Here is a 22,916-nt window from a genome sequence, read left to right as displayed (position 1 = left end):
GAACCTCGGAGGAATTAGTCACGACGGCCGGGGTACCCGAGCTGTAGCGAATGTCCGTGGCCGCCATTTCCGGCCCGATTCACCGGGCGGTGGGCGCCGGTTCAACCGACCTGGTACCCCATTTGCGGGTGCGGCGGGCCAACCGGTCGAGCCCTCTCCCTGAGCGCCCTCGATTCCGTTGCCGGCAGCCGGTCGGGGCCTCTCCGGGGCGCCGCGATTCCGTTGCCCGCGTTGCCTTTCGGGCCTGCCGAGCTTCCCGGTCGGCATCAGCTTCGTGAGGCTGTGGCCATCAACGTCTACCGCCCTCGGCCGCCTGGCCGCCTTGGCTGGTGGCGGCGTCCATCAGCGCCCTCTCCGACATCCCGGGACGCCGCTCATGCACCTTCATCTGAGCGGCCCGCACGGGCCAGTACCTGATGAAACCCGGACGGCGACATGCCGGGGCGGCGTTTTCGTCCGACAGCTTCGGTTTGGGTCTGCGCCCGTGTCGTGGGGAGTGCCTCGCTCGTGCGGCGGCGGCGGATGTGACTTTGATCTTCTTCGGATGTTGCGAGCGGGAAGATCAGGTAAACGTTCGTAACACGGCGCGGTGACAATCTCTGTGTGGTCGACTGCTGGGAGATCGGGATGTGGGGGTGACCGAAGGCGTGGAGCGCGTGCGCCTGGCGCAGGCCGACGCCGGCGCGGAACCCTGGCGGGCCTGGGGACCCTATCTGGCCGAGCGTGCCTGGGGGACCGTCCGCGAGGACTACAGCGAGCACGGCACGGCCTGGGACTACTTCCCGCACGACCACGCCCGGTCGCGGGCCTATCGGTGGAATGACGATGGGATGGCCGGCTTCTGTGACGATCGGCAACTCTTCTGCTTTGCCCTCGCGCTCTGGAACGGGGCGGACCCGATCCTCAAGGAGCGGATGTTCGGGCTCGGCGGCGACGGCGGCAACCACGGTGAGGACGCCAAGGAGTACTGGTGGTATCAGGACTCGACGCCGACGCACAGCTGGATGACCTGGCGCTACCACTATCCGCAGGCCGCGTTCCCCTATGACGAGCTGGTCCGGGTCAACGGACAGCGGTCGCGGGAAGAACCCGAGTACGAGCTGGTCGATACCGGCGTGTTCGACGAAGACCGGTTCTGGGCGGTGACCGTCGACTATGCGAAGGCCGCGCCGGACGACACCTGCATGGTGATCACCGTGTCGAATCGGGGGCCGGAGCCGGCCACCCTGCACGTGCTGCCGACGCTGTGGTTCCGCAACACCTGGTCGTGGGGACAGGCGAACCGGCCGGTGCCGTCGATCGCCGGCACGCCGGGCCGGCTGGACGGCGCGCACCGCAGCCTCGGACGCCTGACGTTGCGTGGCGAGGGGGAGCCGGCTGCTCTGCTGTGTGACAACGAGACCAATGCGCAGCGTCTCTGGGGGCAGCCGGGCACCACCACGTATCCGAAGGACGGCATCAACGACCACGTGGTCGACGGCGCTCCGACGGTGAACCCGGCCGGTGTCGGGACCAAGGGCGCGCTGCACTACGTGGTGACGCTGGGGGCGGGGGAGACCCGGGAGATCCGGCTGCGGCTGGTGCGGACGGACGGCGTACCCGAAGAAATTGATCTTGGGGAGGGTTTTGCCGCCGTGTTACGGGATCGGCGGGCGGAGGCGGACGAGTATTTCGCCGAGCTGATTCCGGCGGCGGCGTCGGCCGAGGAGGCCGCGGTGGCCCGGCAGGCGATCGCGGGGCTGATGTGGGGCAAGCAGTTCTACCACTTCGATGTGAAGCAGTGGTTGACCGGCGACCCCGGATCGGCGCCGCCGCCACCCGGCCGGCGTTACGGGCGCAACAACGCCTGGTGGCACATGAACAGCTTCGACGTCATCTCGATGCCGGATCCGTGGGAGTACCCGTGGTATGCGGCCTGGGATCTCGCCTTCCACTGCGTGACCATCGCGCGCGTCGACCCGGGCTTTGCGAAGTCCCAGCTCCTGCTGCTGCTCCGCGAGTGGTACATGCACCCCAACGGCCAGATTCCGGCGTACGAATGGGCGTTCGGTGACGTGAATCCGCCGGTCCACGCGTGGGCCGCGCTGCGGCTGTTCGAAATCGACGGTGGCCGCGACTTCGATTTCCTGGCCCGCACCATGCACAAGCTGCTGCTCAATTTCACCTGGTGGGTGAATCGCAAGGACGTCGGCGGCAACAATGTCTTCGAGGGCGGTTTCCTCGGACTGGACAATGTCGGCCCGTTCGACCGGTCGGCGGCGTTGCCCGTGGCGGGTGTTCTGGAGCAGTCCGACGGCACCGGCTGGATGGCGATGTACGCGCTGAATCTGCTGGACATGTCGATCCGGCTGGCGTTGCACGATCGCACCTACGAGGACATGGCGACCAAGTTCTTCGAGCATTTCGCCTACATCGCCGAGGCGGCCTATCGGCAGGGATTGTGGGACGACGAGGACTGCTTCTTCTATGACGTGCTGCGGTTGCCGGACGGCCATCGGCTGCCGCTGAAAGCACGCTCGATCGTCGGTCTGCTGCCCCTCGCGGCGACCACCCGGCTCAGCGCCGGCACGCTCAATCGGCTGCCCGAACTGGCCGCCCGGGTGCGCTGGATGATGGCCAACCAATCGGATTACGCGGACGTCATCTCGGCCCGTCGCCTCTCCGCCGACGGCCGCCGGCAGCGACTGTTGTCGGTGGTCGGTCAGGACCAGCTGATGCGCATTTTGGCCCGCATGCTCGACCCCGAGGAATTCCTTTCCGACTACGGCCTCAGAACGCTCTCGCGCGCGCATCTGGAGAAGCCGTTCACGGTTTCCCTGGGCGGTTCCGAATTCACCGTCGGCTACGAGCCGGCCGAGTCGACGAGCGGCCTGTTCGGCGGCAACTCGAATTGGCGCGGCCCGGTCTGGATGCCGGTGAACTACCTGCTGGTGGAGGCGTTACGCGAGTTCGCGGCGTTCTTCGGCGACGACCTGAAGGTGGAATATCCGACCGGCTCGGCGGTGAAGGTGCCGTTGTCCGAGGTGGCCGACGACATCTCCCGCCGGCTGGTGTCGCTGTTCGTGCCGGATTCGTGGGGGCGGCGCCCGATCTACGGCGCCCAGGAGCTGTTTCAGAACCATCCGGACTGGAAGGACCTGATCGTCTTCCCGGAGTATTTCCACGGCGACAACGGCGCGGGGCTGGGCGCGTGGCATCAGACGGGATGGACCGCCCTGGTCGTCGACCTGATCCTCGACCTGCACCGTTAGCGCTGGTGCAGGCCCAGGTGGGCGAGCGCCTCCTCGATCGTCAGGCCCTGCGGCAGCCGGGTGACCCAGTCGCGCCAGCGGTTCAGATCGTGCCGCCACGCCTTCAGATACCACGTGCACAGCTCGGGTGTGATGGTCTGCAGGCTGGCCGCCGCCGCGTGCAGTGACGCGGCGATCTGTCCCTGGCGGAACCGGGAGATCGAGGTGCCGGGCAGCCGGTCCAGGATGTCGTCGATGAACTCGGCCCGGGACGTCAGGAACTCGACCCAGAACGCGTGGTCGGCGTCCCGGATGGCCCGCCCGGTGTCGAGCAGGGCGAAGATGCCCTCGGCGAGGCAGTCGCCGAACTCCTCGGAGCCGGCCCGGCCCGGGTTCTTGTAGGGGTCGAACGGTTTCTGGGAGAACCGCCCGTCGATGGCGCAGCGCGAGATCGACTCTCCGTCGAGGACGAAGAACCAGTCCTCGTTGTAGATGTCCGGGAACATCGAGTGGGCGCGGGTGCCACGGAAGAGCATCGCGCCGCCGCCGATGAAGGTGCTCTGGAAGCCGCCGGTGTCGCGGTTGGCGTGGCAGACCACCGAGTTGTCGGGGAAGCCGAGGTTGTCCAGGCCGACGACCTCGAACTCGTCGAGCAGCGCCGCCGCGCGCTGGATCGGGTCGGGCTCGACGCCTTCGATGTCGTCGTCGAGGAAGAGCACCCGTTCCCAGGCCATCATCCGGGCGACGGCGAGCCCGACGTTGCGTTTGGCGGCGGTGTCCGCCTTGCGGGCGAACTCGGTGCGGCCGATGGTGGCGGTGGTGAGCATCTTGGGCAGGCGCAGCCGGCCGCGGAGATCGACGGCGACGACCGTGGCGTCTCTGGACCAGCTGGCCCGGACCTCGGCGGCGGAGGCGTCGTGGCTGCACAGCACGACGAGCGGCGCCCCGAGGTTGGCCGCCAGCCACGCGGCCGGTTTGAGCTGCGAGGCGTGCCGGGCGGCGGGCACGATGACCGCGTCCACGGTCGCGGTCATGGCGGGGCGGGAGGCCGGCCGGTGCAGCAGGCGGCGGTGGGTCGGCTGCTGCGGGTTGGCGGTCTCGTCGACGTGGCCCCGCGTGCTGATGCTCAAGCGACGTCCTCCGGCCACTCGTGCAGGCGGTCCTCCGCGACGGTCCAGTCGGGCACGACAACCTCGTTGGCGACGATCTTCACACGACATACCACGCTGTAGGTGTCCGCGGAGTTCAGTCGTTCCACCGCATGGGCGGCATTGCGTTCCTGAATCTTCGGGTCGGTCAGCGCGCGCACGACCCCGTAGCTGCCGCGGCTGAACATTCCGTTGAAGATGGTGAGCGTGCGCTGGCGATTGTATGGATTGGGAGCGCGCAGGAAGTGCGCCACGTCCTCCCGGAGAGTGGTCTTCTTGCCCTTGCGGACGACATGCGGGGCGAGGACGCGGCGTTCGCCGGTGCCGAGCCGCACCTCGAAGCTGCCGGCATCCTCGTCGACCGCCCGCCGCACCTGTTTGACCGGCACGTTCTCCAGGTAGCTCATCAACGCCTCGGTGACGCCGTTCCAGTCCACCCCGCCGAGCGCGATCAGGTGCGACGTGAGGTCGTCGGTGGAGAGTTCGCCGGCCGTGCCCACGGTGACCCGGCTGGTCGGGTTCTGCGCCACCACCGCGGGCAGCAGTTCGATCAGGGCGTCCAGGTCCGCGTACTTGTAGGAGTCGATGAAGTTGGCGTCGTTGGGTTCGACGTCGCCGAAGGTGGCTCGCCGGGTGCCGGGAACGGCCGAGCAGACGATGGTGATCGCCTCTCCGGAGCCGAACTTCAACGGACTCTGCACGAGGGAGAGGTCGGAGGGCTCGGGGGCGCGGAGGGTGAGGAGTTCGGAGAGGATCTCCTCGTAGGCCGCGCGCTCGGCGACATCGAGCTCGCCGGGCTCTCGGAGCTGCGGTTTCCCGCCGCGGAGCGCGCTGAACACCCGGGCGATCTCGTCGAGCCGCTGGTTCGGCGGCACGACCTCCTTCTCCCAGGAGGAGATGAGCGGGACGCTCACCTTCAGCGCCTTCCCGAGCTCGAGCTGAGTCATGCCCGCGCCGGAGCGGAGTGCTTTCAGACGCTTGGCCAAAGGTGTCACGCTCGGCATCGAACCCACTCCCTTCAGTGAAGTTCAGTCCACTCCGCCCGAGACTAGATCGCTAGAGGGTATGGCGATGCAGGAAAGGAGTAAACGAGCGTCGCGGTTCCCGATGCCGAGCCGTGACTTGGCAGATTTCAGGCGCTGACTGAAGTTCTCCTGAAGATGTCGCGCGGTGCAGAGCCAGAATGGCGGGGTCTCGAACGGATGACCTGTCTTGTCCACGGAGCACGAGGAGCGGTGTTCAGTGTGCGACGTGCGGATCGCCGCCGAGAAAGAGGTCGAGGCTCTGCGGTCGGGGCTGGCCGCCGAGGAGCGGCATCTGGAGGGCCGGCTGGCCGACCCGGACGCCTTCCGGGTCCTGGTGGCCGTTGTGGACGGTGAGATCGTCGGGTCGGCGATCATCTCGTGGGCGGCGGCGGATGAGGCGGAGATCCGTGATCGGCTGCCGCACGTGCCGATCATGTTCCGGCTGCGTGTCGTCGAGGCGCACCGGGGCCGGGGCATCGGCACGAGCCTGATCCGGCTCGCCGAGGACCTGCTTCGCGAGCTCGAGCACGATCGACTGCTGATCGGGGTCGACTGGGACAACGCCCGGGCCCGTCGCCTGTACGAGGCGCTCGGCTACCGCACCCACGAGGGCTTGACCGGTCTGGGCGACGACGGCGACCGGTACGACGTGCTCGTCGCGGATCTCGACCGGCGCAAACCTCCGGCTTCAGTGGACTTCAGCGAATTCGACTGATCGCGGTGACATCGGAGAATTACGTGGCTGTCATTGAGTAGATGAGTGAGATGAGTGTCGCGTGAATATGTTGGCGGCACTCTACTTCAGTCTGTGACTGAAGTTTAAGCTGAGGCCATATGAAGCGCTGAACAAGCGCCTCAGAGGTCAGGGGTGTAGCGATGCCGACGACCCTCTCACTCCCGCGCAGCCGCGGCCCACCCATCGACGTCGCCCTCAACGTCCGAGAACGACGCGCACGGCGGGGTGCGGAAATCGAGAAGCGCCCCCAGGGGTGGAGCCCTGGAGGCGCTCGGCAGACACATCTCCTTGGCCAGGGAAGGCCTGCATCATGTTCACGGTAAACCCTCATTCGACCTCCGTACATGAAGACTTGATTTCGGCCTCCGCGCAGCACGCGGCGCCGAACGACATGCTCTCGGTCATCGCACTCGCGGTGGCGATCATGCTGATGGGGTTCGCGCTGGAGGCGATCAGGAACATCATCGGCGGCTTCTGGACGATGATCCGGCCGGCGCTGCGGCTGGCGCTTCTGATGCTGACCTCGCTGGTGCTGATCGTGCTGGTGCTCGTCCTGCAGACGCGCTGGATCTGAGCATGAACGACCGTGCCTCGGCGCCCGCCGGGGCACGGCCGTCCGGACGATCCGCGCATAGGATCGCCGTCATGGATTTCGGGGTCGGATACTTTCCCACGCACGACGGCGTGGGACCTGCGGAGATCGCTCGGATCGTCGAGGAACGGGGGCAGAGCGGGCTCTACTTCGCCGAACATACGCACATTCCGGCGAGCCGGGAGACGCCCTATCCGGGCGGCGCCGAACTGCCGCGCAAGTACTACCACACCTATGACTTGTTCGTTGCGCTCACGGCTGCGGCAGTCGCCACCACGCGGTTGCGGGTCGGCGCCGGGGTCTGCCTCGTCATCGAGCGAGATCCGATCACCACTGCCAAAGAGGTGGCCAGCATCGACCACCTCAGTGGGGGACGGTTCGAGTTCGGGGTGGGCATCGGCTGGAACCGCGAGGAGATGCGCAACCACGGGACGGACCCGCGGCAACGGGTCGCCGTCCTAGGGGAAAGGGTGCGGGCCATGCAGGCCATCTGGAGTCAGGACGAGGCGTCCTTCCACGGACGGCACGTCGACTTCGATCGGATCTGGTCATGGCCCAAACCCGCCCAGAAGCCTTGGCCACCGGTCTACATCGGCGGCGGCGGGCCGTCCGTGCTGGACCGCGTTCTCGAGTACGGGGACGGCTGGTTCCCGCAATGGCACGACCGTGACCTGCTCAGCCGCATCGCCGAACTCCAGCAGCGCGCCGACCGGCCGGTCCCGGTGCAGGTGCTCAGCGTGCCGCCGGACCCGAAGGCGCTCGAACAGCTCGCCGAGGCCGGTGTGCTGCGGGCGTCGGCCTGGCTGCCATCGGGTGGCTGGAGCGTGATCGAACGCCGGCTCGAGAAGTGGGAGCAGGCGATCAGTGAGTTCATCGGCCATTGACGCCGACTCCGTTGACACCGGCGCAACGGTTCGCCACCGCCCGTGTCGCCCGGCTCGCCACCGTTGGTGAGGACGGGGCCCCTCACCTCGTACCCATGGTGTTTGCCGTCGCCGGTGCGGTGATCTTCAGTGCGGTCGACGGGAAGCCCAAGCGATCCCGCAGCCTGCGACGCCTGGCGAACATCGCGGCCGAGCCGCGGGTGAGCCTGCTGGCGGACCACTACGAGGAGGACTGGACGCGGCTGTGGTGGGTGCGGGCCGACGGGATCGCCACCGTGCGTGACTTCTCGGCGGAGGGGCTGGCCGCACTCAGCGCGAAGTATCCGCAATATGTCGCCGACCCGCCGCAAGGTCCGTTCGTGGAGATCGCGGTGCGGCGCTGGACGGTTTGGGGTCCCGGCTAGGGGCGCCCTGAGTACGCCGACTCATCCGCGGGTGCCCGGCCGGGGGCGACGATCGACGGCGTGACCTACCCATGCCCGCACTGCACGGCCCCCGCCAACCTGGAGACCGGCTGCCCGCGCTGTGGTCGCGGCCCCGATCCGGAGGCCGCCGAGGTGATCCGGCTCGACCGCGAGATCGCCGCGCTGATCCAGCGCCGGCAGCACGCGGCGGCCCGCATCCACCAGCGCCCGCCGGCCTCCCCGCCGCCGGTCTTGAATCCGCCGGTGCCGCCGCGCACGACGGTCTTGGACGCGCCGGCTCCGGCTCGTGTGACGAGGTCGCCCGAGGCGTCGGCCAAGCTGGTGCAGAACGCGTTGTTCCTGCTCGGCGGGCTGCTGCTGGGCGTCGCGGCGATCGTGTTCACCGCGGTGGCCTGGTCGCAGTTCGGGGTCGGCGGTCGGGCCGCCCTGCTCGGCGTCTTCACGGTGGTCGCGCTGGCCGCGCCGGTCCTGGCCGTCCGCCGGGGTCTGACCGCCACGGCGGAGACGTTCGCCGCGGTGGGACTTCTGCTGCTGCTCCTCGACGGGTACGCCGCGTGGCACGTCAACCTGTTCGGCGTCACCGGGTTCTCAGCGTTCGGATACGCCGGCGCGGTCTGCGCCGTGACGGCCACGATCGCCACCGGCTACGAGCACCTGACCGGGCTGACCGGCCCGCGTTATGCCGCCTTGATCGTCGCCCAGCCGGTGTTGCCGCTGGTGGTGGCACCCCTGCACCCGGACGCCGCGGGCTGGGCCTTCGCGCTGGCCGGCGTGGCCGCGCTCAACCTCGCCGTCCTGCACCTGCGCACCGGCCGGCTCACCGGCGTGGGCATCACCGCCTACGCGTTCGGCGGGCTGGCGGCCGGCGTCTCCGGCCTGATCGCGCTCGGCCGGCTGCTGCTCGCGGACGCACCCGGCCCGCTCGCCCTGGCGGCGTGCGCGCTGATCACCGCCGCCGGACTCGTGCTCGCCGGCGCCACCCTGGCCCGGGTCGGCTGGATCGTCGAGGTGGCCGCGGGACTCTTCGTGGTTGCGGTCGCGATCGCGACCTGCAGGCTCTCCTTCTGGTACGCGCCGGTGCTCTTCGCCGCGGCGATGGCGGCGATCGGGGTGGCCGTCTCGCTGCTGCGCAACCGGGCCGGGGCGCGGGTCGCGGTGCTGACCGTGCTGCCGACGGCCGGGCTGGTGCTCGCCGCCGACGGGTTCGGCTGGCAGCTGCCGGCCGGGTTGCTGCTGCTGACCGCGGGGATGATCGCCGTCTGGCGGGTGCCCGGCGTGGCGGTGGTCGGGGTGACGCTGGCGGTGCTGGCCGCGCCGGAGAGCCTCGGCTGGGTGTGGTGGTCGGCCCCGATCGCGTATCTGCTCGTCGCGGCGGCCGTGCTGGCTCTCGTGGTGCGCGGGGTGGTCGGGCCATGGCTGGCACTGGCCGCCGCGGTGCCGGCCGGGCTCGCGGTGCTGATCGCGGCCGACTCGCCGGTGGTGGGGGCGTTGACGCTGGCCGGCGTCGTCCTGATCGGGCTACTTGCTGCTGCCCGGCGCAGTTTCGTCGGCGGGGTGGCACTGACCGTCGCGCTGCTTGCCGCGCCCGGCGCCGCGGTGTGGGCGATCGAGTCTCAGGTGTGGCAGGCGCGGGTCGCGTTGGGTGTCACGGGACTGGTCGTGGGGGTGGTGCATCGGGGCCCGCGGGCGTATCGGGGGTTCGCGGTCGCCGGTGCACTTCCCCTGCTGGCCCTGGCGCCGCCGGCCGGCTTCCTGGCGGGCGAGCCGCTGAGTGTCTATGCGGCGGTCGCGCTGGTCTTGCTGGCGACGATCGACGGATTCGCCGCCCGGGCGGTGGCGGCGCCGGTCGGTGCGGCGGCGATCGCGGGGCTGGGCAGCGTGATCTTCACGATGGGACGGTTCGTGCGCTGGCCGGAAGTGGCGGCGGTGCTGTTGCTGACGCTGGCCGCCGTGGTCGCGGCCCGGGGGCGTTCGCGCTGGTGGGTGGCCGCCCCCGGGCTGGTGATCGTGGCCCCGCTGGCGATGGCGGCGGCGCGGGCGCCGTGGCCCTCCGTGCCGGCGGCGGCATTGGCGGCGGGCCTGGCCGGTCTGCTGGCGGTGGCGTTCGGACGGCGGATGCGGGTGGTGGTTCCGGTAGCAGCGGTGATCGGCGGCCTCGGGCTGGCCGGGCTCACCGACACCTACGCGGCGACGCTGGCGGGCCTCGGCGCGATCGTGGTGGCCGGAGCGGTCGCGGGCGTCGCGGGGCGGCTGACACCCGCGCGGCTGGCGGGGTGGTTGTCCACAGTGGTGGCAGGGCTGGGTGTGGCCTTTGTTGCCGGGCGGGCGGCTGATCTGCCGCTGAACGAGGTGGCGTTCGCGGTGCTGGGGGCGGCGGCGGTCGCGCTTGCGCTGGGCGTCGGACTGACCCGGTCTGCCGCGCCAGTGGCCGGTCCGTCTCCGGCCGGGCCGGATGGTGTTGGCGCTGATTCGGCCGCTGTTTCGGCCGCGTCGGGCTTTGGGGTGGCTGTTCCGGCCGCGGCGGGCAGCGTCGAGGCTGGTGCGGTTGCGCCGGGTTCTGCGGAGGCTGGTCTGGCCGTTCCAGACGACGTTGTCGCCGGCCCGGGCGTGGCGCGGGCCGGAGCGGCGGCGACTGGCCCAGAACGGTTGCGTGCCGGTGCGTCGACGGCGACCGGGCCGCGCGGCCGGCGGATCGAAGGGCGCGCGGCGCAGGCGGCCGCGCACGCCGGCGCGCTGGTGGCGCTTCTGCTCACCGTCGGATCGGCCCGGCACGCGGCTGCCGTCTGCACGCTGTGGGGAGTCATGCTCGGCCTGCGGGCGCTCGTGCCCAGCGCCCGCAGATGGCATGCCCTGGCCGCGGCGACCACCCAGCTCGGCGCTTGGTGGCTGCTGCTTGGCGCCGAACGGGTCGCGGTGCTGGAGGCCTACACGATCCCCGCCGCCGCAGTCGCCCTCCTGGCCGGGATGCTGGCGATGCGTTCGCGACCCGGATTGTCGAGCTGGATATCGGTCGGCCCCGCACTGGCCGCCGCGATGCTGCCGACCTTGGCGTCGGTGCTGACCGGCGAAGGCCAGCCGTTGCGCCGGCTGCTGCTCGGCTCGGCCGCGCTCGCGGTGGTCCTGGTCGGCGCCCGCACGCGCCTGCAGGCTCCGGTGGTGACCGGCGGCGTGGTGCTCACCCTGGTTGCCTTGCACGAGATCGCGCTGGTCTGGGACCTGCTGCCGCGCTGGATTCCGCTGGCCGCGGCGGGCCTGATCCTGGTCGGCCTGGCCATGACCCTCGAACGCCGCCGCCGCGACCTGTCCCGCGTCCGCGCCGCCTTGATCCGGATGTCTTGAGAGCGCTTTGCTCTGCTTCCTCAGAGGAAGCGCCGCCCCCAAAAACCGGCATTCACCCGCAGAGCCGTCAGCGCGTCGGCCTGCCGCCCCACAGCCCTCAGGCGTCGGCAGCCGGGGCGGCGGTGCACTCAGGACATCGCTGTGATCGGCGGCGGCGGCCGCACGGGCCCGCAAGCTCCGGTGGTGACCAGCGGCGCCTTGATCGCCCTGGTGGTGTTGCACGCGATCGCGCTGGTCCGAGATCTGCTGCTGCGCTGAAATCCGCCGGCCGCGTCGGACTCGTCCTGATCGGTTTGGCGATGGCACCTGAATGTCGTCGCCGCAACCTGTCCGGCTTCCGCGTTGTTCTCGTGCGGACGTCTTCAGAGCGCTTTGCTCTGCTTCCTCAGAGGAAGCGCCGCCCATGATCGGCTTCGCCGATCCCGGACGTAGGCGGATGGCCGTCGGCACCCGCGTGATACCGCCGCGATCTTCGGGACGACGGGTGGCGCACTTCAGGTGGACGCCAGCGGTGGCAGACGTTAGTTCGGTAATGGGTTGGGCTGATCCGGGCCAGCTCAGTGCGGGTGTTGCGTATATGTGTGCAGAGCAAGGGCACCGTGATCGCTAATCCAGCGAGGAAGCGCCGCCCGCGATCGGTTTCGCCGATCCCGGACGTCGGCGGCTGGCCGTCGGCCCCCGCGCGGCACCGCCGTGATCTGCGGGACGACCGGCGACGCACTTCAGATGGTCGCCAGCGGTGGCATCGATGACAGTGCCGGCAGGCTGCGCTGCCCCGAACCAGCTCGGCCGGGGGTGTTGCGTATATGTGTGCAGAGCAAAGGCGCCCTGATTGCCAATCCTGGGGCGGAGTGGAGGCAGTGGGCGCTTCATTTGAGGAAGCAGAGCAAAGGGCGTGGACGTGGGGCAGTGGGCGCTTCCTTTGAGGAAGCAGAGCAAAGGGGCGCGGAGTGAGGGCGGCGGGTGCTTCCTCTGAGGGAGCAGAGCAAGGGCGTAGAGCGCGGGCATCCGGCGCTTCCTCTGAGGAAGCAGAGCGGTGGTGCCGGCGGACGGAGCGGCTGGTCCGGGGGTGACGCGTGTTGCGCTCGGAGCGAGCTGGACGGTCGCTGGCTCGTGGTGGCCGGGCGGGCGTCGCGGGGTGCTTCCTCTGAGGGAGCAGAGCAAAGGGCGTCGAGCGGGGGCTTGGGCTCAGCTTCGCTTCGGGAGTGGAGCGGTGGGCGGCAGGACGGAAGAGCAGCTTGGCGAAGGGGGAGGCGCGTCTGTGCTCAGAGCAAAGGGGAGCGGAACGCATTTCTGGATGGTCGGCAGCCGTCTCGGAGGTGGTTTGGGGCGGTGCGCTGGGCGGGGGTTAGTCCAGGGTCTCGTAGGCGGGGGGTGGGTCGGTCAGGTCTGGGTGGGCGGTCCAGTAGTTTTCGCCGTGTAGGTGGAGCATTGCCCAGTGCCAGGCTTCGTCGTGGAAGATCAGGCCTCGGTAGGGGGCGTCTGGGGGCTCGTAGGGGTAGCGGGCCAGTGCTTCTGCTTCGGCCTGCGGTGGGGGGTAGGCGCCTTGGTGTTGGAGGGCCCAGGCGTAGCGGCGGCGTTCTGCGGTCAGGTAGGCGACGTAGTTTTCTTCTGACCAGGTCATGCTGGGTGCTCCGCCACCAGGGTGGCCAGGGCCTCGGCCAGGTGCATGGTGATCGGGTGCAGGCGTGCGGGCTGGTCGGTGCGGGCCGGGTCGGCGGCGCCCTTCTGGTGGGGGATTCGCAGCGTGGCCAGGAACTCGGCCACCGCTTGCAGCTCGTCCGGGTCGCCGCAGTCTATTGCCAGTTGCATGCCGTGGACCGCTGCCTCGTAGCGGCGCCAGCCTGCGCCGCTCATGCGCTGCACGGCTATGTCGTGCAGGGTTCGTTCGGCGAAACGGTATGTGGTGCTGGAATCCATGGGCGCCTCCCACGGGACACCGTAACCGCGGCTCCTGTGAACGCGAGCCGCGGAAACGGAACTCAGGACGCCTGGGCGATGATGGCCTCGGCCACCCGGTGGAGTTCCGCTGGGTCGGGGGAGAAGCCCGCCGCGATGTCCGGGTGCAGTGCCGCTCGGGTCTGCTCGAGCAGCAGCACCGTCAGCTGGTCGGCGTTCTGTCCGGCGTACCCGTGCTGGATCTTGTCGGCGGCGGCCTGGAGGGCCGATGTCAGCTGGTCCTCCAGCGGGCCGCGCAGCTTTTGCTCCACCGAGCTGAGGCTGCGGGGGTCGAGATTGATCTGCGGGTCGACCATGCTGAACGTCCTCCGTGAAAGTAGAGCGGCGCGTCGCGGATACCCATCCGCCGCGCGCCCTGAAACCCTGTCAGCGGCCGCGCTTCAGCTCGAAGAACGTGCCACTCTGCGCCAGCGGGACGACCGCGTCCCAGATCTTGAGGGCCTCGGCCAGGGCCGCGACCAGCCGCAGCGCCTTCGCCGAGGCCTCCATCAGCGGGCGGTACTCCGCCGGCGTCTCGCCGCCGGCGTTGAGGAGGGACAGACGTCAGCCTAGCGGCGCGGCCGGTCAGGATGCATTCGCGTTTGTGTCGCGAGGCGGGTGGGCAGGACAGCTTCTGTTCGCCTCGGCGTGGCGGAGCTCACCAACCGTCGAGCGGGCGAACCGAACAGCGCCCGTCCCCCTCGGCGGGTGCCGGATGGAGGGTCAATGGCATTCCGGGACCGACATCCGCAACGACGCAGCAGGCGCGCCCGGGCTCTCGCGGCGGGGGCCGCGATCGCTCTGCTGGCGCCCCTTGCCGCATGCGGATCCAGCGACGAGGGCGGCGTGCCCGTCCTCAACCTCTACCAATTCCCCGTCGAGAACTTCCAGAAGATCATCGACAACTGCAACAGCCAGGCCGCCGGCAAGTATCGGATCGTCTATCAGGTGCTGCCCCGGCAGGCGGACGACCAGCGGGTGCAGATGGTGCGCCGGCTCGCCGCCAAGGACGACAGCATGGACATCCTCGGGATGGACGTGACCTGGACCCAGGAGTTCGCCAGCGCGGACTGGATCAAGGAGTTCACCGGCCAGAACAAGACCGAGGTGGAGAACGGGACCCTGCCGGGTCCGCTCGCCTCCGCGCAGTACGACGGCAAGCTGTACGCCGCGCCGAACAACACCAACGTGCAGCTGCTCTGGTATCGCAAGGACCTGGTGCCGACGCCGCCGAAGACCTGGGACGAGATGATTCAGCAGGCGCAGGATCTCAAGGCGCAGGGCAAGCAGCCGTACCAGATTCTCACCATGGGCGCGCAGTACGAAGGCCTGGTCGTGCTCTTCAACAGCCTGGTGGCCAGCGCCGGCGGGCACGTGGTCAGCGACGACGGCAAGACCGCGGTGGTGGACGAGGGCGTCGTCAAGGCGCTCGAGGTGATGAAGAAGCTCGCCACCTCCGGCGTGGTCAGCCCGTCCTTCAGCAACGCGATCGAGGACGACGTGCGGCTGGGCTTCCAGTCCGGCGACGGCGCGTTCCAGGTGAACTGGCCGTTCGTCTACGCGTCCATGCAGAGCGACAACCCGGAGATCCTGGAGAAGGTGGCCTGGGCGCGCTACCCGGCGATCGACGCGAACCGGCCCAGCGTCACCACGATCGGCGGCTCGAACATGGCGGTCAGCGCCTTCAGCCGGCACCCGGACGAAGCCTTCGAGGCGATCCGCTGCCTGCGCGGGCCGGACAGCCAGGAGATGGACGCCGTGGGTGGCGGACAGGCGCCGAGCATCGAGTCCGTCTACAACCGTCCCGAGGTGGTCAAGGCGTACCCGATGAAGGACACGCTGCTCGAGGAACTGCAGGATGCGGCGCCTCGGCCGCGTACCCCGGCGTACCAGAATCTGTCGACCGTGGTGGCCGCCGAGCTGTCGCCGCCGGCGCAGATCGACCCGCAACGCACCGCCGCGACCTTGAAGAAGTCGATCCAGGACGCCATCGACTCCAAGGGGGTCCTGCCGTGACGATCCAACAAGAGCGACCGGCCGTCTCGCAAAAGGAGAAGGCCAAGAAGGTGGAGCTGAGCGAGGGCAAGCGCCAGGAACGCAAGCTGGGCTGGCTGCTGTGCGCGCCGGCCGCGATCGTGATGGTCGCGGTGACCGCCTACCCGATCCTCTACTCGGTGTGGCTGTCGCTGCAGCGCTACGACCTGAAGTTCCCGGACGAGCGGCAGTTCGTGTGGTTCGACAACTACGCGACCGTGCTGAGCAACAGCTACTGGTGGACGGCGTTCGGCGTGACCATGCTGATCACCGTCGTGAGCGTGGTGATCGAGCTGGTGCTCGGCATGGGCCTCGCGATGATCATGCACCGGACCATCGTCGGGCGCGGCCTGGTCCGCACCTCGGCCCTCATCCCGTACGGGATCGTCACCGTCGTGGCCGCCTTCAGCTGGCGGTACGCGTGGACCCCCGGCACCGGCTACCTGGCCAACCTGTTCTCCGACGGCGCCCCGCTCACCGAACGCGCCAGCGCCCTGGCCATCGTGATCCTGGCCGAGATCTGGAAGACCACGCCGTTCATGGCCCTGCTTCTGATGGCCGGCCTGGCCCTGGTGCCGGACGACCTGCTCAAGGCCGCCTCGATGGACGGCGCGTCCGGCTGGCAGCGGTTCACCAAGGTGATGCTGCCGGTGATGAAGCCGGCCATCCTGGTCGCGCTGCTCTTCCGCACCCTCGACGCGCTGCGCGTCTTCGACAACATCTACGTGCTGACCGCCGGGGCCAACGAGACCTCGTCGGTGTCGATGATCGCCTACAACAACCTGATGAAGGGCCTGAACCTGGGCATCGGCTCGACCATGTCGGTGCTGATCTTCATCACCGTGGCGATCATCGCGTTCATCTTCGTGAAGCTGTTCGGCACCGCGGCGCCCGGCAGCAGCGACGACGACGGGAGGCGCTGATGGCGCTCATCGACACATCCCCCAAGGCGAAGCTCAAGTGGGGCCTGCTGGACGCGGTCGTCGTGGTCTTCGCGCTGATCCCGGTGCTGTGGGTGGTGTCGCTGTCGCTGAAGACGACCGCGACGCTGACCGACGGCAACTTCATCCCCCGCGAGTGGACGCTCGACAACTACCGGACCATCTTCCAGACCGATCAGTTCGTCCGCGCGCTCGTCAACTCGATCGGCATCGCGCTGATCTCGACAGTGATCGCGGTGGTGCTCGGCACGATGGCGGCCTACGCCATCAGCCGGCTGGACTTCCCCGGCAAGTCGCTGCTCGTCGGGGTGTCGCTGCTGATCGCGATGTTCCCGCAGGTGTCGCTGGTGTCCCCGCTGTTCAACATCGAGCGGCAGACGGGACTCTTCGACACCTGGCCGGGGCTGATCCTGCCGTACATCACGTTCGCGCTGCCGCTGGCGATCTACACGCTGTCGGCGTTCTTCAAGCAGATCCCCTGGGACCTGGAGAAGGCGGCGAAGATGGACGGCGCGACCCAGGGCGAGGCGTTCCGCAAGGTGATCGCCCCGCTCGCCGCGCCGGGCGTGTTCACCACCGCGATCCTGGTCTTCATCTTCTGCTGGAACGACTTCCTGTTCGCCATCTCGCTGACCTCGACCGAGCAGTCCCGCACGGTCCCGGTGGCGCTGTCCTTCTTCACCGGCGCCTCGCAGTTCGAGGACCCGACCGGCGCGATCTCCGCGGCCGCCGTGGTCATCACGATCCCGATCATCCTCTTCGTGCTGTTCTTCCAGAAGCGCATCGTCGCGGGCCTCACGTCCGGCGCGGTCAAGGGTTAGGTGACAACAGATGGCAGACATCGTTCTCGACAAGGTGACCAAGAGTTATCCGGACGGCACGACCGCCGTGCACGGCATCGACCTGGAGATCGCGGACGGCGAGTTCATCATCCTGGTCGGCCCGTCCGGCTGCGGGAAGTCGACCACGCTCAACATGATCGCCGGCCTGGAGGACATCACCTCCGGCGAACTGCGGATCGGCGGCGAGCGGGTGAACGACAAGGCGCCCAAGGATCGGGACATCGCGATGGTGTTCCAGTCGTACGCGCTCTATCCGAACATGACCGTGCGGGAGAACATGGCGTTCCCGCTGAAGCTGGCGAAGCTGCCCAAGGCGGAGATCGACAAGAAGGTCAACGACACCGCCAAGGTGCTCGACCTGACCGACTACCTGGACCGCCGGCCGGCGAACCTCTCCGGCGGCCAGCGGCAGCGGGTGGCGATGGGCCGCGCGATCGTCCGCAGCCCCAAGGTGTTCCTGATGGACGAGCCACTGTCCAACCTGGACGCCAAACTGCGGGTGCAGATGCGCACCCAGGTGTCCCGGCTGCAGAAGCAGCTGAACACGACCACGGTCTACGTCACCCACGACCAGACCGAGGCGATGACCCTCGGCGACCGCGTGGTGGTCATGCGCGGCGGGCACATCCAGCAGATCGGTGACCCGCAGAACCTCTACGACCACCCGCGGAACCTGTTCGTGGCCGGCTTCATCGGCTCGCCGTCGATGAACTTCCTGGCCGCCCAGGTCGAGGAGGGCAAGCTGCGCACCGCCCTGGGCGACCTGCCGCTGGGCGATCGCATGCAGCGCCTGCTGGCAGCCGGCGACGCGCCGCGCGAGCTGGTGCTGGGCATCCGTCCCGAGCATTTCGAGGACGCCGCGCTGGTCGAGGACCACCACCGATCCCACGGGTACGAATTCAGCGCGCCGGTCGACCTGGTGGAGTCGATGGGCTCCGACAAGTACGTCTACTTCACGATCGAGGGCTCGGCCGCGGTCACCTCGTCGGACCTGGCCGACCTGGCCGCCGACGCGGGCGGCGAGGACACGCCGGGCGACGAGACCAACCTGGTGACCCGGTTGTCGGCCGAGTCCCGGGTGCGCGAAGGCGCCGAGGCCCGGGTCTGGCTGAACCTCGACAAGATCCACCTGTTCGACCCGTCCGACGGCCGCAACGTGACCCTGCACGAGGGCAAGGCCGCCGGGGTGGCCGCTTCCTGAGCAAGAGCCTCGTGAGCAAGAAGGGGGCGGCGCGAGCCGCCCCCTTTCTCATCAGATCGGCCGCCGCTTACGAACGCTGTCCGGCCTTGTCGACGATGCCGACGCCGAGCAACGCGGACCGGTAGACGACCTCGCCCGGCTCGGGGCCGCTCGGGTCGTGATCGAGCCGGATGCTTCCCATCCGGCCCGGTGTGGCGACCACCTCGGCGCCGCTCGGGTCGAACTCGGCCCCGATGACGTTGTGCCCGAGATATTGGTAGGAGACCGGGTCGAAGACCAACTCCTCACGGGTGCCGGCCTCGGTGCGGGCCACCCCCACACCGGTGCGCCCGGCGGCGTCCGTGGCGTCGCGCCGGAACTCGACGCCGGGAATCCGAGCGGCGGCCTCGAAGGCGGCCTCCTGCACGGCCGGCAGGTGATTCCGGTAGAGCATCCCGGCGATCTCGGTGAAGGCGCGCTGGTCGTCGGAGATCCGGATCCAGCCGCGGGGCTCTCCGTCCCGGCCCGGGCCCGCGGACACCCACATCGGCTGGTCGGCCGCCGTCGCATAGACGTCCCGCAGCAGGCGGGCCGGGTCGGTGGACACGCGGCCGGGCTGGTAGGCCGGCTCGGGCACACAGTCGACCAGGGGTGTGGTCTCCGGCCGGTCGATCGTCTCCGCCTGCTTGCCGTCGGTGCAGCCGTCGGTGTGGGTCCGTTCCCTGCCCTGCAGAACCAGCCCGTCCCGGGTGCCGTCCACCGACAGCCACGTCCGCGTGCGCAGCGGCCCGGAGACCGTGGTCCGGCCGCTGACGATCTTGCCGTGGCGATCCTTGTGGAGAGCGGTCTTCGACTGGACCTCCACCGAGTCGATGTAGAGGAACTGGTCCGGCCGCGCGTCCATGGTGGAGGTGGTGGCGGTGTGCTGGGCCGCCAGCCGCAGCACCTGGCCCGCGTCCAGGGGCGGCGGCGCCACGCTCGGCCGCGTCCCGGCGCCGGCCACGGGTGGCGCGGGCCGCCCCGGTTCGCCCGGCAGCTGTGCGGTCATCAACGCGGCGGCGACGGCCGCGGCCACGACGGCCGGCACGCCCAGCCGCCACGCGATGCGCACGCCGTTGAGCCTGGGCAGCAGCCGGGGCCGGCGCGCGGGCTGCCGCATGCCGCTCAGCACCCGGTGGCGCACCGCGGCCGGTGGCTTGTCGTCGGCCGGGGCGAGCTCCGCCCCGAAGTCCTCGAGGATGGACAGGTCGGATTTCATCGTTCCTCCGTGGTCGGGTCGAACTCGCTGACTGCCTTGCGGACTTTTCGCCGGGCCCGGTTGAGCCGGGAACCGACCGTGCCGGGCGGGATGTTCAGGGCGTCGGCCACCTCGTCGTAGCTGAGCTGTCCCCACGCCACCAGCAGCAGCACGTCGCGATCACCGGCGTTCAGGCCGGCCAGGGCCGCGGCCAGCGGACCCCGGGCCGCGTCGGCGACCACCTTGGCCGCCACCCGGTCGGCCGGGCCGTCCTGCACCGTCTCGTGCGCCGAGCCGGCCATCGCCCGGTAGCGCGCCCGTTCCCGCCGGTGGTGGGTGGTGATCTCGCGGGTGAGGATGCCGAACAGCCACGGCCGGGCGTCCGCCCGATCGAGGTCGTAGGACGCCCGGCCCCGAAAGGCGGCGAGAAACGTCTCCGCCACCACGTCGTCGGCGACCTCGGCACCCAGCCGTTGACCCGCATAGCGGTAGAGCATCGCGGCGTACCGGTCGTAGATGGCGGCGAACCGGTCCGGATCCGCGAGTGAGGCGCCGATGACCGAGGCGTCCGTGTCGGCGGAGGTCTCGGCCGCTGCCGGCGTCACCGAAGCCGTTCCATGAGTCGAGCTCCTGTCGTCGGGTTATCGTCCACCCGTATCTACGCACGAGGCCCGAACCGTCTTCACGGAGAATCAGACGGGTTGCTCCACGCCGCACCACCAGCTCGTGCGCCCGCCCACCTTGCTCATCCGCATCGGCGCGCCGTCTCGTGGGCAGCGGCCGCCCTCGAAGCGGAACGGGATCAGCTTCAGCGTGTGCACCCCGCCGCCGGCGATCGCCGGACGCACCGCCCGGCGTGTCGCCCGCAACAGGCTCGCGCACGGTGAGCGTCGCCGCGTCCGGGCCCAGTGCCTCGACCGGCGGATCCAGGCGCACGCGACCGAGCCGGCGGGGGTCGACCAGCATCAGCCGGCCACCGTCGGCGAAGGTCAGCGTGAAGCGGGACCACCGGTAGTCGCCGGGCCCGCGGCGGCCTTCCCAGTAGTTGCCCCCGTCACCTCGGTGATCTTGCGACCGAGGCCGGCCCGGGCGATGACCGCCCGGGCCGACTCGACCTCCGGCAACTCCGGCACGATCTCAGATCGACCGGTCGCGCTGGCCGATGCCCAGTTCGCCGTACGGGTAGTCCGCAGCGTGCAGGTCGCTCGCCTCGTCCAGCACCGCGGTCTCGGCGTCGGTCAGGTGCAGATCCGCCGCCTTCAGGTTCATGTCCAGCTGGTCGAGTGTCCGCGCGCCCAGGATCGTCGACGTCACGCCGGGACGGTCGGTCACCCAGGCCAGCGCCACCTCGGCCATCGAGACGCCCCGGCCCTCGGCCACCCGCTGCACCGCGTCGACCACGGCCCACGTGCGGTCCGTGCCGCGCCGCTCCCAGGCCTCCATGCCGCGCTCCGGGTTGTCGCCGAGCCGGGTGTCACCGGTCGGCCGCTGGTCCCGGGTGTATTTCCCGGTCAGCCACCCGCCGCCGAGCGGGCTCCACGGCAGCAGGCCGAGCCCGGCGTCCTGCGCGGCCGGCACGATCTCCCACTCGATCTCGCGGACCAGCAGGCTGTATTGCGGCTGCAGGCTGACCGGCGCGATCAGGCCCAGCTCGCGGGCCACGGCCACCGCCTTGGTCAGCTGCCAGCCGGTGAAGTTGGAGAAGCCGTAGTAGCGGATCTTGCCGGACCGGACGAACGAGTCCATCGTCCGCAGGGTCTCCTCGATCGGGGTCAGCGGGTCCCAGGCGTGCGCCTGGTAGAGGTCGATCACCGGCAGGCCGAGCCGGGCCAGAGAGGCGTCCAGCGCGCGGGTCAGGTGCCGGGCCGACAGGCCGGCGCCGTTGGGATCGGGAGCCATCGGGAACCGGCCCTTGGTGGCCAGCACGATCCGCTCGGTCAGGTCCGCCGGGCGGGACGCGAACCAGTGGCCGACGATGCGTTCCGACTCGCCGGACGAATACACGTCGGCGGTGTCGACGAACGTGCCGCCGGCCTCGGCGAAGCGGTCGAGCTGGGCGTGCGAGACCTTTTCGTCGGACTCGTCGCCGAACGTCATGGTGCCCAGGCAGAGGGCGGAGACGGCGCATCCACTGCGCCCGAGCGTGCGATATTCCATGACTTCAACCTATGCCCGGCCAGGCCACCGACAATCGTGGATCGGCACGCCATGCGGCAAAGGCTTTCGACCCTGCTCGAAAGTATTCGAGTTGTTCGATACCCGACACGGACGTTTCCTTGTGAACCCCGCCGGTGTCAGCACATTGTGGACGACAACCGAGGGAACGGGGAAGCCTGCGGTGCTGCGCATACATTTCACGGAATCCGACCTGGCCCGTGTCCATCTTTCCGACGAACCCGACCCGATGTGGGAGCTGCTGCTGAGCCTGCACCAGCTGCAGGAGCCGCGCACCACGCCGATGTTCGCGCCCTGGCGCTCCCGCGTCGCCGGCCGCATCGACCGGGAGCTGCGCCCGCTGCTGGCACTCGCCCCGCCGCGCGGCTATTCACCCGATTTCCTCACCCCGGCGGCGGCGTCCGAAGGGCTCGAGGACGGGCTGGACGCGCTGCGGCAGACGCCGGCCGAGTCGATCCGGCACGACATCAACGTGCTGTCCGCCTATCAGACCTACACCGACCGGTTCCGCCCGCTGTCCGAGGGCGACCGGGGTGCGGTCGACGACCTGGCCGGGCGGATGCGCCGCTACTTCGAGATCGCGCTCGAGCCGCACTGGATGCAGATCCGCGCGGCGGTCGGCGCCACCCGGGTGAGCAACGCCAAGGAGGTGGCCCGCGGCGGGCTGGACGGCCTCTTCGGCGGGCTGCACCCGACCCTGCGCTGGCGCCGGCCGGTGCTCGAACTGCACGGCTTCTCGGTGCACCGCGAGATCCACCTGCGCGGTCGCGGGCTGCGGCTGGTGCCGTCGTTCTTCTGCCGGCAGGCGCCGATCGTGCTGCGTGACCCGGCGCTGCCGCCGGTGCTGGTCTATCCGATCGACCCGGACCAGCTGCGCCTGGCGCCGGCCGGACGCGCCTGCGACGGCTCGCTGGCCGCGCTGATCGGCCGCACCCGGGCGCTGATCCTGCGGGCCACGGCGGAGGAGGGGTGCACGACCACGGAACTGGCCCGGCGGCTCGGGATCTCACCGGCGACCGCCAGCCATCACACGACCGTGCTGCGCGACGCGGGCCTGATCACCACGATCCGGATCGGAACGTCGGTGCTGCACACCCTCCACCCGCGTGGTGACCTGCTGCTCAATCAGTAGAGGGCCGGTGGCCCAAGCGGAGGCTCTCGATCCGCTTGAACCACCGACACCCTCTTCG

Annotated in this window: 21 protein-coding genes; 11 read left to right on the top strand and 10 right to left on the bottom strand. The window is 69.8% G+C overall.

The features are described 5' to 3' along the window. Positions 1 to 635 precede the first annotated feature (635 nt). Positions 636 to 3,251 carry an MGH1-like glycoside hydrolase domain-containing protein gene (locus ACZ6TI_RS36115; RefSeq protein WP_465349712.1) on the top strand — a complete coding sequence of 872 codons (2,616 nt, stop codon included), beginning with the start codon at positions 636 to 638 and terminating at the stop codon, positions 3,249 to 3,251. Here ACZ6TI_RS36115 and ACZ6TI_RS36110 read toward each other — a convergent pair. Together ACZ6TI_RS36110 and ACZ6TI_RS36105 are read right to left on the bottom strand one after the other, a co-directional pair. Then, positions 3,248 to 4,360, bottom strand: coding sequence for a hypothetical protein (locus ACZ6TI_RS36110; protein WP_465349711.1), 1,113 nt, complete (start codon positions 4,358 to 4,360; stop codon positions 3,248 to 3,250). The genes ACZ6TI_RS36115 and ACZ6TI_RS36110 overlap by 4 nt on opposite strands. Continuing rightward, a complete protein-coding gene (locus tag ACZ6TI_RS36105) occupies positions 4,357 to 5,382 on the bottom strand; it encodes a helix-turn-helix domain-containing protein (protein ID WP_465349710.1) in 1,026 nt (341 codons plus the stop codon). The genes ACZ6TI_RS36110 and ACZ6TI_RS36105 overlap by 4 nt, the downstream gene beginning before the upstream one ends. A 247-nt stretch (positions 5,383 to 5,629) precedes the next feature. On the opposite strand from ACZ6TI_RS36105, the gene ACZ6TI_RS36100 reads away from it, so the two are divergent. The 5 genes from ACZ6TI_RS36100 (at position 5,630) to ACZ6TI_RS36080 (ending at position 11,379) form a co-directional block, all read left to right on the top strand. Further along, positions 5,630 to 6,118 (top strand): GNAT family N-acetyltransferase, encoded by a 489-nt coding sequence (locus tag ACZ6TI_RS36100; RefSeq protein ID WP_465349709.1) that lies wholly within the window; start codon positions 5,630 to 5,632, stop codon positions 6,116 to 6,118. 331 nt (positions 6,119 to 6,449) lie between these two features. Next, positions 6,450 to 6,713: a hypothetical protein gene (locus ACZ6TI_RS36095; RefSeq protein ID WP_465349708.1), complete on the top strand. Its 264-nt coding sequence runs from the start codon at positions 6,450 to 6,452 to the stop codon at positions 6,711 to 6,713. Between the two features lie 71 nt (positions 6,714 to 6,784). After that, entirely contained in the window at positions 6,785 to 7,615 is an 831-nt protein-coding gene (locus tag ACZ6TI_RS36090) for an LLM class F420-dependent oxidoreductase (RefSeq protein WP_465349707.1), read from the top strand. Further along, positions 7,612 to 8,019: a TIGR03668 family PPOX class F420-dependent oxidoreductase gene (locus ACZ6TI_RS36085; protein ID WP_465349706.1), complete on the top strand. Its 408-nt coding sequence runs from the start codon at positions 7,612 to 7,614 to the stop codon at positions 8,017 to 8,019. Before ACZ6TI_RS36090 ends, ACZ6TI_RS36085 begins: the two co-directional genes overlap by 4 nt. 60 nt (positions 8,020 to 8,079) lie before the next feature. After that, on the top strand, positions 8,080 to 11,379 hold the full coding sequence (locus tag ACZ6TI_RS36080) for an SCO7613 C-terminal domain-containing membrane protein (RefSeq protein ID WP_465349705.1): 3,300 nt from the start codon (positions 8,080 to 8,082) through the stop codon (positions 11,377 to 11,379). A 1,348-nt stretch (positions 11,380 to 12,727) separates the two neighbouring features. Here the strand turns inward: ACZ6TI_RS36080 and ACZ6TI_RS36075 are convergent. The 4 genes from ACZ6TI_RS36075 to ACZ6TI_RS36060 form a co-directional block, all read right to left on the bottom strand. Further along, positions 12,728 to 13,003 (bottom strand): hypothetical protein, encoded by a 276-nt coding sequence (locus ACZ6TI_RS36075; protein WP_465349704.1) that lies wholly within the window; start codon positions 13,001 to 13,003, stop codon positions 12,728 to 12,730. After that, positions 13,000 to 13,299 carry a hypothetical protein gene (locus ACZ6TI_RS36070; protein WP_465349703.1) on the bottom strand — a complete coding sequence of 100 codons (300 nt, stop codon included), beginning with the start codon at positions 13,297 to 13,299 and terminating at the stop codon, positions 13,000 to 13,002. Before ACZ6TI_RS36070 ends, ACZ6TI_RS36075 begins: the two co-directional genes overlap by 4 nt. 62 nt (positions 13,300 to 13,361) lie before the next feature. After that, the gene (locus ACZ6TI_RS36065; protein WP_465349702.1) at positions 13,362 to 13,634 is read right to left on the bottom strand and encodes a hypothetical protein; all 273 of its coding nucleotides are present in this window, start codon (positions 13,632 to 13,634) and stop codon (positions 13,362 to 13,364) included. A gap of 70 nt (positions 13,635 to 13,704) precedes the next feature. Then, positions 13,705 to 13,827, bottom strand: a complete 123-nt coding sequence (locus ACZ6TI_RS36060) for a hypothetical protein (RefSeq protein ID WP_465349701.1) — start codon at positions 13,825 to 13,827, stop codon at positions 13,705 to 13,707. 216 nt (positions 13,828 to 14,043) lie between these two features. Between ACZ6TI_RS36060 and ACZ6TI_RS36055 the strand changes: the two genes are divergently transcribed. The 4 genes from ACZ6TI_RS36055 to ACZ6TI_RS36040 are packed head-to-tail and all read left to right on the top strand — an operon-like array spanning position 14,044 to position 18,335. Then, complete coding sequence (locus ACZ6TI_RS36055) at positions 14,044 to 15,333, top strand: ABC transporter substrate-binding protein (RefSeq protein WP_465349700.1); 1,290 nt, start codon at positions 14,044 to 14,046, stop codon at positions 15,331 to 15,333. Beyond that, on the top strand, positions 15,330 to 16,274 hold the full coding sequence (locus tag ACZ6TI_RS36050) for a carbohydrate ABC transporter permease (RefSeq protein ID WP_465349699.1): 945 nt from the start codon (positions 15,330 to 15,332) through the stop codon (positions 16,272 to 16,274). The genes ACZ6TI_RS36055 and ACZ6TI_RS36050 overlap by 4 nt, the downstream gene beginning before the upstream one ends. Further along, positions 16,274 to 17,113 carry a carbohydrate ABC transporter permease gene (locus ACZ6TI_RS36045; RefSeq protein WP_465349698.1) on the top strand — a complete coding sequence of 280 codons (840 nt, stop codon included), beginning with the start codon at positions 16,274 to 16,276 and terminating at the stop codon, positions 17,111 to 17,113. Before ACZ6TI_RS36050 ends, ACZ6TI_RS36045 begins: the two co-directional genes overlap by 1 nt. Positions 17,114 to 17,123: 10 nt before the next feature. Then, complete coding sequence (locus ACZ6TI_RS36040; protein ID WP_465349697.1) at positions 17,124 to 18,335, top strand: ABC transporter ATP-binding protein; 1,212 nt, start codon at positions 17,124 to 17,126, stop codon at positions 18,333 to 18,335. A gap of 67 nt (positions 18,336 to 18,402) precedes the next feature. Here ACZ6TI_RS36040 and ACZ6TI_RS36035 read toward each other — a convergent pair whose 3' ends face one another. The 4 genes from ACZ6TI_RS36035 to ACZ6TI_RS36020 all read right to left on the bottom strand — a co-directional run bounded on the left by ACZ6TI_RS36035 (position 18,403) and on the right by ACZ6TI_RS36020 (position 21,708). After that, the gene (locus ACZ6TI_RS36035) at positions 18,403 to 19,572 is read right to left on the bottom strand and encodes a CU044_5270 family protein (RefSeq protein ID WP_465349696.1); all 1,170 of its coding nucleotides are present in this window, start codon (positions 19,570 to 19,572) and stop codon (positions 18,403 to 18,405) included. Then, positions 19,569 to 20,156 carry an RNA polymerase sigma factor gene (locus ACZ6TI_RS36030; RefSeq protein WP_465349695.1) on the bottom strand — a complete coding sequence of 196 codons (588 nt, stop codon included), beginning with the start codon at positions 20,154 to 20,156 and terminating at the stop codon, positions 19,569 to 19,571. Before ACZ6TI_RS36030 ends, ACZ6TI_RS36035 begins: the two co-directional genes overlap by 4 nt. A gap of 87 nt (positions 20,157 to 20,243) precedes the next feature. Continuing rightward, entirely contained in the window at positions 20,244 to 20,399 is a 156-nt protein-coding gene (locus tag ACZ6TI_RS36025) for a hypothetical protein (protein ID WP_465349694.1), read from the bottom strand. 289 nt (positions 20,400 to 20,688) lie between these two features. Further along, entirely contained in the window at positions 20,689 to 21,708 is a 1,020-nt protein-coding gene (locus ACZ6TI_RS36020) for an aldo/keto reductase (RefSeq protein WP_465349693.1), read from the bottom strand. Between the two features lie 181 nt (positions 21,709 to 21,889). Between ACZ6TI_RS36020 and ACZ6TI_RS36015 the strand changes: the two genes are divergently transcribed. After that, complete coding sequence (locus ACZ6TI_RS36015; protein ID WP_465349692.1) at positions 21,890 to 22,858, top strand: ArsR/SmtB family transcription factor; 969 nt, start codon at positions 21,890 to 21,892, stop codon at positions 22,856 to 22,858. The last annotated feature ends 58 nt before the right edge of the window (positions 22,859 to 22,916 follow it).

It is taken from the genome of Actinoplanes sp. NPDC051388, from assembly GCF_055586225.1.
This window is presented reverse-complemented; position numbering and strand designations above follow the sequence as displayed.